The organism is uncultured Amaricoccus sp. (assembly GCF_937858865.1).
GTDB lineage: Bacteria > Pseudomonadota > Alphaproteobacteria > Rhodobacterales > Rhodobacteraceae > Amaricoccus.
In genome coordinates this window covers 1-6,112 of record NZ_CALLYO010000305.1, presented here as the reverse complement: position 1 = coordinate 6,112, position 6,112 = coordinate 1, and the positions used below count along the sequence as shown (strand labels likewise).

At 68.9% G+C, this 6,112-nt stretch carries 7 protein-coding genes and 1 tRNA gene; 5 read left to right on the top strand and 3 right to left on the bottom strand.

Annotated elements, in window-relative coordinates; genetic code table 11:
• Window positions 1–5: 5 nt before the first annotated feature.
• Together ykgO and Q0112_RS08690 are read right to left on the bottom strand one after the other, a co-directional pair.
• Window positions 6–131: a type B 50S ribosomal protein L36 gene (ykgO, locus tag Q0112_RS08695; protein WP_297974023.1), complete on the bottom strand. Its 126-nt coding sequence runs from the start codon at window positions 129–131 to the stop codon at window positions 6–8.
• Window positions 132–201: 70 nt separating this feature from the next.
• A tRNA-Val gene (locus Q0112_RS08690) sits at window positions 202–276 on the bottom strand.
• 139 nt (window positions 277–415) lie between these two features.
• Between Q0112_RS08690 and Q0112_RS08685 the strand changes: the two genes are divergently transcribed.
• Window positions 416–1,276, top strand: coding sequence for an N-formylglutamate amidohydrolase (locus Q0112_RS08685; RefSeq protein WP_297974020.1), 861 nt, complete (start codon window positions 416–418; stop codon window positions 1,274–1,276).
• Window positions 1,277–1,466: 190 nt separating this feature from the next.
• Here the strand turns inward: Q0112_RS08685 and Q0112_RS08680 are convergent, their stop codons facing one another.
• A complete protein-coding gene (locus tag Q0112_RS08680; RefSeq protein ID WP_297974017.1) occupies window positions 1,467–2,720 on the bottom strand; it encodes a DNA polymerase IV in 1,254 nt (417 codons plus the stop codon).
• 150 nt (window positions 2,721–2,870) lie between these two features.
• On the opposite strand from Q0112_RS08680, the gene Q0112_RS08675 reads away from it, so the two are divergent.
• The 4 genes from Q0112_RS08675 (at window position 2,871) to Q0112_RS08660 (ending at window position 6,058) form a co-directional block, all read left to right on the top strand.
• Window positions 2,871–3,656 (top strand): ABC transporter ATP-binding protein, encoded by a 786-nt coding sequence (locus Q0112_RS08675; RefSeq protein ID WP_297974015.1) that lies wholly within the window; start codon window positions 2,871–2,873, stop codon window positions 3,654–3,656.
• Between the two features lie 228 nt (window positions 3,657–3,884).
• A complete protein-coding gene (locus Q0112_RS08670; protein WP_297974013.1) occupies window positions 3,885–4,646 on the top strand; it encodes a transporter substrate-binding domain-containing protein in 762 nt (253 codons plus the stop codon).
• 39 nt (window positions 4,647–4,685) lie between these two features.
• Window positions 4,686–5,360, top strand: coding sequence for an ABC transporter permease (locus Q0112_RS08665; protein WP_297974010.1), 675 nt, complete (start codon window positions 4,686–4,688; stop codon window positions 5,358–5,360).
• A gap of 2 nt (window positions 5,361–5,362) precedes the next feature.
• Window positions 5,363–6,058 (top strand): ABC transporter permease, encoded by a 696-nt coding sequence (locus Q0112_RS08660; protein WP_297974008.1) that lies wholly within the window; start codon window positions 5,363–5,365, stop codon window positions 6,056–6,058.
• The last annotated feature ends 54 nt before the right edge of the window (window positions 6,059–6,112 follow it).

Here is a 6,112-nt window from a genome sequence, read left to right as displayed (position 1 = left end):
CGCCGTCAGCCCTGGCGGGCCTTGAAGCGGCGCTGGGTCTTGTTGATGACGTAGACCCGCCCCTTGCGGCGCACGACCTGGCAATCGCGGTGGCGCTGCTTCAGGGAGCGAAGCGAGTTCACGACCTTCATGGCCTCTCTCCTTTCCTGCGGCGCGCGCGGCTCGCGCCTCGGTTGCGACGACGCCCCTTCCGGGGCGAAATGGTGGGCGTAACTGGGATCGAACCAGTGACCCCTACGATGTCAACGTAGTGCTCTCCCGCTGAGCTATACGCCCGGAAACGCACGCCCCCCGGCCCGGCCAGGGTCCGCCCGCTTCGTCGGCAGTCCTATAGAGTGGCCCGCGCCCGGGTTCAAGCCATTTCGCCCGCCGGGCCCGCGCGCTATAGTCCGCCCGGGCCACGGCAGGAAAGCGCATGGAGAATCCGGTCTACGTACTGCGGATGCCCCCCGGACGGCGCTCCTGCGCCGTCTTCAGCTCCCCCCACAGCGGCGCCGAATATCCGCCGGCCTTCCTGCGCCGCTCGAGCCTCACGCCGCTGCAGATCCGCTCCTCCGAGGACGCCTTCGTCGACGAGCTCTTCGCCGCCGCCCCCGGCGCCGGCGCCCCCCTCCTCGCCGCCCGCGTCCCCCGCGCCTGCATCGACCTCAACCGCGCCGCCGACGACCTCGACCCGGCGCTGATCGCCGGCGCCTCCCGCCGCTACCTCAACGCCCGCGTCGCCGCCGGCCTCGGCGTCATCCCCCGCGTCGTCGGCGAGGGTCGGGCGATCATGCAGGGCAAGCTCACCCTGGCCGAGGCGGAACGGCGGATCCGCGACTGCTGGCACCCCTACCACGACCGGCTCCGCACCCTCCTCGCCGAGGCGCGCGCGCTGCACGGCATGGCGATCCTCGTCGACTGCCATTCCATGCCGCACGACGCCCTCAACGCCACCCCCGCGGTCCGCGGCCGCCGCCCGGACATCATCCTCGGCGACCGCTTCGGCGCCGCCTGCCAGCGCTGGCTCGTCGACGCCGCCACCGACCTCTTCGCCGCCCAGGGCTTCCGCGTGGCCCGCAACGCCCTCTTCGCCGGCGGCTACATCACCCAGGCCTACGGCCGCCCGGCCCAGGGCGTGCAGGCGATGCAGATCGAGATCGACCGCGCACTCTACATGGACGAGACCCGCATCGAGCGCCTCCCGGGCTTCGACGAGGTCGCCGCCCGCATCGGCGAAGTGGCCGTCGGCCTCGCCGCCCTTGAGCCGCGCCGGCTCCCGGTCGCCGCCGAATAGGAAAAAAGAGGCCGTGCACGAGGCACGGCCCAAGTTTAGGGAGGAAACGCCCGTAGGGCGTGTATGATGCAACGCATCACGGCCCTAGCTTATGCCGCGCCGCAACATAGTCAACCAGAGAGTTTGGATTTTTCGCCGCGGACCGGCGCTTTCCGCCGGCCTGCACAAAAAAGCATCGTTCCCCACCGTTTCAGCGGAGGGAACGGCCGAAACTGATCGCTTCCTGGCCGAAACGGGCGCGAATCCGGTCCGCAACCTGCTCTGCGGCGAGCCTGCGCGCCGTTTCGGGGGCGAGGAGATCGTCTTCCGCATCCGCGCCATGCGCCGGCGAGAGCGTCGCCAGGCCGATTCCGATCAGGCGGAACGGCGCCGAATCCATGTCGCGGCGCAACATGGGCAGCCCCGTCCGGTAAAGGCGGTCGGCCATCTGCGTGGGGGTCCGCAACGACTGGCGCCGCGTCAGGATGGTGTGATCGCTCCGCTTCAGCTTGAGCGTGACGGTCGCGCCGGCCAGCCCGTGCGCCTTCGCGCGGGCCGAGACCTGCTCGCAGAGCGTCCAGAGGTGCCAGCGCAGCAGGTCGGGGTCCGAGGTGTCCTCGGCCAGGGTGGTCTCGTGCGAGATCGACTTCGGAGCCTGATCGGCGACGACGCGGCGCGCATCCTCGCCGCGCGCGAGACGGTAGAGCCGGTCGCCGAGGCTGCCGAAGCGCAGCAGCAGCGCCCGGCGGTCCCGGCCGCGCAGATCGGCGAGGGTCCGGATGCCGTCGCGCTCGAGCGCCGCGACCGTCGCGCGGCCGACCCCCCAGATGATCGAGACGGGCTGGCGGGCGAGGAAATCCTCGGTCTCGCCACGGCCGATCAGCCGCAGGCCGCGCGGCTTGTCGAGGTCCGAGGCGATCTTGGCGAGGAACTTGTTGTGGGAGAGCCCCACCGAGGCGGTGATGCCGATCTCGCGCTCGATCCGCGCCTGCAGGCGCGCAACGAGCACGGCCGGCGGCGCGTGGTGCAGGCGCTCGGTTCCGGTGAGATCGAGGAAGGCCTCGTCGAGCGAGAGCGGCTCGACCGCCGGAGTCAGCTCGAGCATGATGGCGCGGATCTCGCGCGAGACCTTCACGTAGTGCTGCATCCGCGGGTGAATCACCACGGCGTCGGGGCAGAGCTTCAGCGCCCGGAACATCGGCATGGCCGAGCGCACCCCGCTCAGCCGCGCGATGTAGCAGGCGGTCGAGACGACGCCGCGGGCGCCGCCGCCGACGATGACCGGCCGGTCGGCGAGCGAGGGGTCGTCGCGCTTTTCAACCGCGGCATAGAAGGCGTCGCAATCGAGGTGCGCGATCGCGAGGGCCGCCAGCTCGGGATGGCTGACAGTGCGCGGGCTGCGGCATGCCGGGCATCTGCCGGGCGCGTCGGAGGCGGTCAGACAGTCGCGACAGAGCGTAGGCATGGGTGCCATGCGCGACGATAGCAGCGCCCGTCCGGCGGCGGAAGCTGTCGGAACGCGTGCGTAGACGCGCGCGCGACAATGGGCTTAGAGTGACCGGCGAGGCCGGCGCCGTGACGCCGGCGGATGCATGCGGGGGGACAAGTGGCGGCGGTGAACGGATCCCGAAGCGCGGCACCGGTAGCGCTCGAGATCAGGGACATCCGCAAGTCCTATGGCGCCCACGAGGTGCTGAAGGGCATTTCCCTCACCGCGCACGAGCATGACGTCGTCGCGATCCTCGGTTCCTCGGGTTCGGGCAAGTCCACCTTCCTGCGCTGCATCAACCTGCTCGAGATGCCGAACGGCGGCGAGGTGCGGGTGAAGGGCGAGCTCATCCGCATGACCATGCGGCGCGGCGAGCCGGTGCCGGCCGACATGAAGCAGGTGGACCGCATCCGCGCCAAGCTCGCCATGGTGTTCCAGCAGTTCAACCTCTGGCAGCATATGACCGTGCTCGAGAACGTCACGGCGGCGCAGATCCACGTCCTCGGCCGCCCGAAGGCGGAAGCGGCGGCGAAGGGCGAGGCGATGCTGGCCAAGGTCGGGGTCGCCGACAAGCGCAGCCACTATCCGGGTCAGCTCTCCGGCGGGCAGCAGCAGCGGGTGGCGATCGCGCGGGCGCTGGCGATGGATCCGGAGGTGATGCTGTTCGACGAGCCGACGAGCGCGCTCGACCCGGAGCTGGTCAACGAGGTCCTGAAGGTGATGCGCGACCTCGCCGCGGAGGGTCGGACGATGCTCGTGGTGACGCACGAGATGGGCTTCGCGCGCGAGGCGGCCAACCGGCTCATGTTCTTCCACAAGGGGCTGGTCGAGGAGGAGGGGGCGCCGCGCGAGGTCATGGCGAATCCGAAGTCGGAGCGGTTCCGACAATTCCTCTCGGGGAGCCTGAAATGACCGAGCCGATATGCGAGACGTCTGCGAAAGCGCCATCCTGCGGCGTCGGCCACGGTAACCTTCATGAAGAATCAGTGAATATTTTCGCGATACATGAATGCTTTCAACCGCTTGATCGCTGTCGCACGCGTGCGACAAGCGTGCGCGGGCGCCACCATGCGCGGCGCATGCAGACATGACCCATCCGCCCGACCGCGGCCGGTCCGGGCCCAACGCAGGAACGCAAGCATGAAGAAGATCGTCTCCCTCGGCCTCGGCCTGGCTCTCTCGCTGGCCTTGCCGGCGCTGGCGCAGGATCTGAAGATCGGCACCGAGGCCTCCTACAAGCCCTTCGCCTGGGTGCTGCCCTCGGGCGAGCTGACCGGGTTCGACATCGACATCGCCAACGCGCTCTGCAAGGAGATGGGCGCCAGCTGCGAGATCGTGAACCAGTCCTTCGACGGGCTGATCCCGGCGCTCAACGCCGGCAAGATCGACGCGATCATCGCCTCGATGTTCATCACGCCCGAGCGCGAGGAGGCGATCGCCTTCGCCGGCCCCTACTACAGCGTCCCGGCGCTCTTCGTGGCGGCGAAGGACTCCGGCATCGAGATTTCCGAGGACGGCCTCAACCGCAAGACGGTCGGCGTCCAGCGCGGCACGACCATGGCCGACTACGTGAAGGCGACCTACCCCGGCGCGCGGGTGCAGTTCTACGACACGCTCGACGCGGCGAACCTCGACCTCGCCAGCGGGCGGATCGACGTCGTCTTCGCCGATTCCGTGCCGCTGCAGGACTTCCTCGCCTCGCCCGACGGCGCCGACTTCGCCCCGGTGGGCGAGCCGGTCTACGACCCGGAGATCCTCGGCTCGGGTGCCGGCATCGGGCTCCGCAAGGACGACGCGGAGCTGAAGCAGAAGTTCGACGACGCGCTGGCCGCCCTCATCGCGTCGGGCGAGTACAAGACGATCAACGACAAGTACGTCTCCGTCGACATCGCGCCGAAGTAGGCGGGCGAAGTAGGTGGGCCCCGGGCGCGGAGCGGCTGGATGCAGAACCTGATCGACTATTTTCCGCTGCTGATGCAGGGGCTGAAGATCACGCTGCTCCTTGCCGTCTCGACCGTTGCCGTCGGGCTGGTGCTCGGCCTGGCGCTCGCCATGGCGAAGATGTCGCGGCACGGCTGGCTCTCGCGCCCCGCCTTCGCGGTGACGAACTTCCTGCGCGGCATCCCAGAGTTCCTGGTCCTCCTCGTCATCTACTACGGGGGCAGCCAGGTCCTGAACGACGTCCTCGGCATCTCGGTCGACGTGAGTCCGTTCCTCGCCGGCCTCGTGGCGCTGTCGCTCGTCTTCGGCTCCTATGCCTCGGAGACCTTCCGCGGCGCCTTCCAGTCGGTGCCGAAGGGGCAGGTGGAGGCGGGCCGCGCCTACGGCTTCACCGCCTGGCAGTGCTTCCGACTGATCCAGCTGCCGCAGATCTGGAAGGTGGCGATCCCCGGCCTCGGCAACCTCTGGCAGGGGACGGTGAAGGACACCGCGCTCGTCTCGGTGATCGGGCTCGACGATCTGATGCGCAAGTCGAACCAAGCGGCGCAGTCGACGCGCGAGCCGTTCAACTTCTACCTCTTCGCGGCGCTGATCTTCCTCGCCATCACCCTCGTCTCCATGGTGATCCTCGCTCGCCTCGAGAAGCGGGCGAGCCGCGGCGTGCGGAGGAGCTGAGCGTGCAGGCGGCGCTCGATATCATCAACGCGTACGGCTGGGACTTCCTGACCGGCACCTGGCTGACCATCCAGCTCGTGGTGATCTCCGGGATCCTCGGCCTCGTCATCGCCGTCCCGGTGGCCCTGGCGCGGCTGTCGGAGAACCGGCTCGTCCACGGGATCGCGACCGCCTATTCGCTCTTCTTCCGCGGCACGCCGCTCCTCGTGCAGATCTTCCTCATCTACTTCGGGCTCGGGCAGTTCGACTTCGTGCGCGATTCCGTCCTCTGGCCCTTCCTGCGCGAGGCCTACGTCTGCGCCCTCATCACCTTCTCGCTCAATACCGCCGCCTACTCCGGCGAGATCCTGCGCGGCGGCATCCTGGCCGTGCCGCGCGGCGAGGTCGAGGCGGCCCGGGCGTCGGGCATGTCGACCTTTACCACTTACCGGCTGGTGATCCTGCCCAGGGCTTTCTCGATCGTGCTGCCGGCCTATTCGAACGAGGTCATCATCCTGATGAAGGGGACGGCGCTCGCCTCCACGATCACGCTGCTCGAGCTGATGGGGATGTCGCAGCTCGCGGCCTCGGCCACCTATCAGCCGATCCTGGTCTTCGGCATCGCGGGGGTGATCTACTACCTGCTGACGCTGGCGATCAGCTGGCTCTTCCGGACGCTGGAGCGGCGGTACAACCGGTATCTGGCGGTGGCCCGCTAGGCTCGGACAGACCTCTGCGATGTCGGGGGGAATTCCGTTCGTGTTAACAGCGAC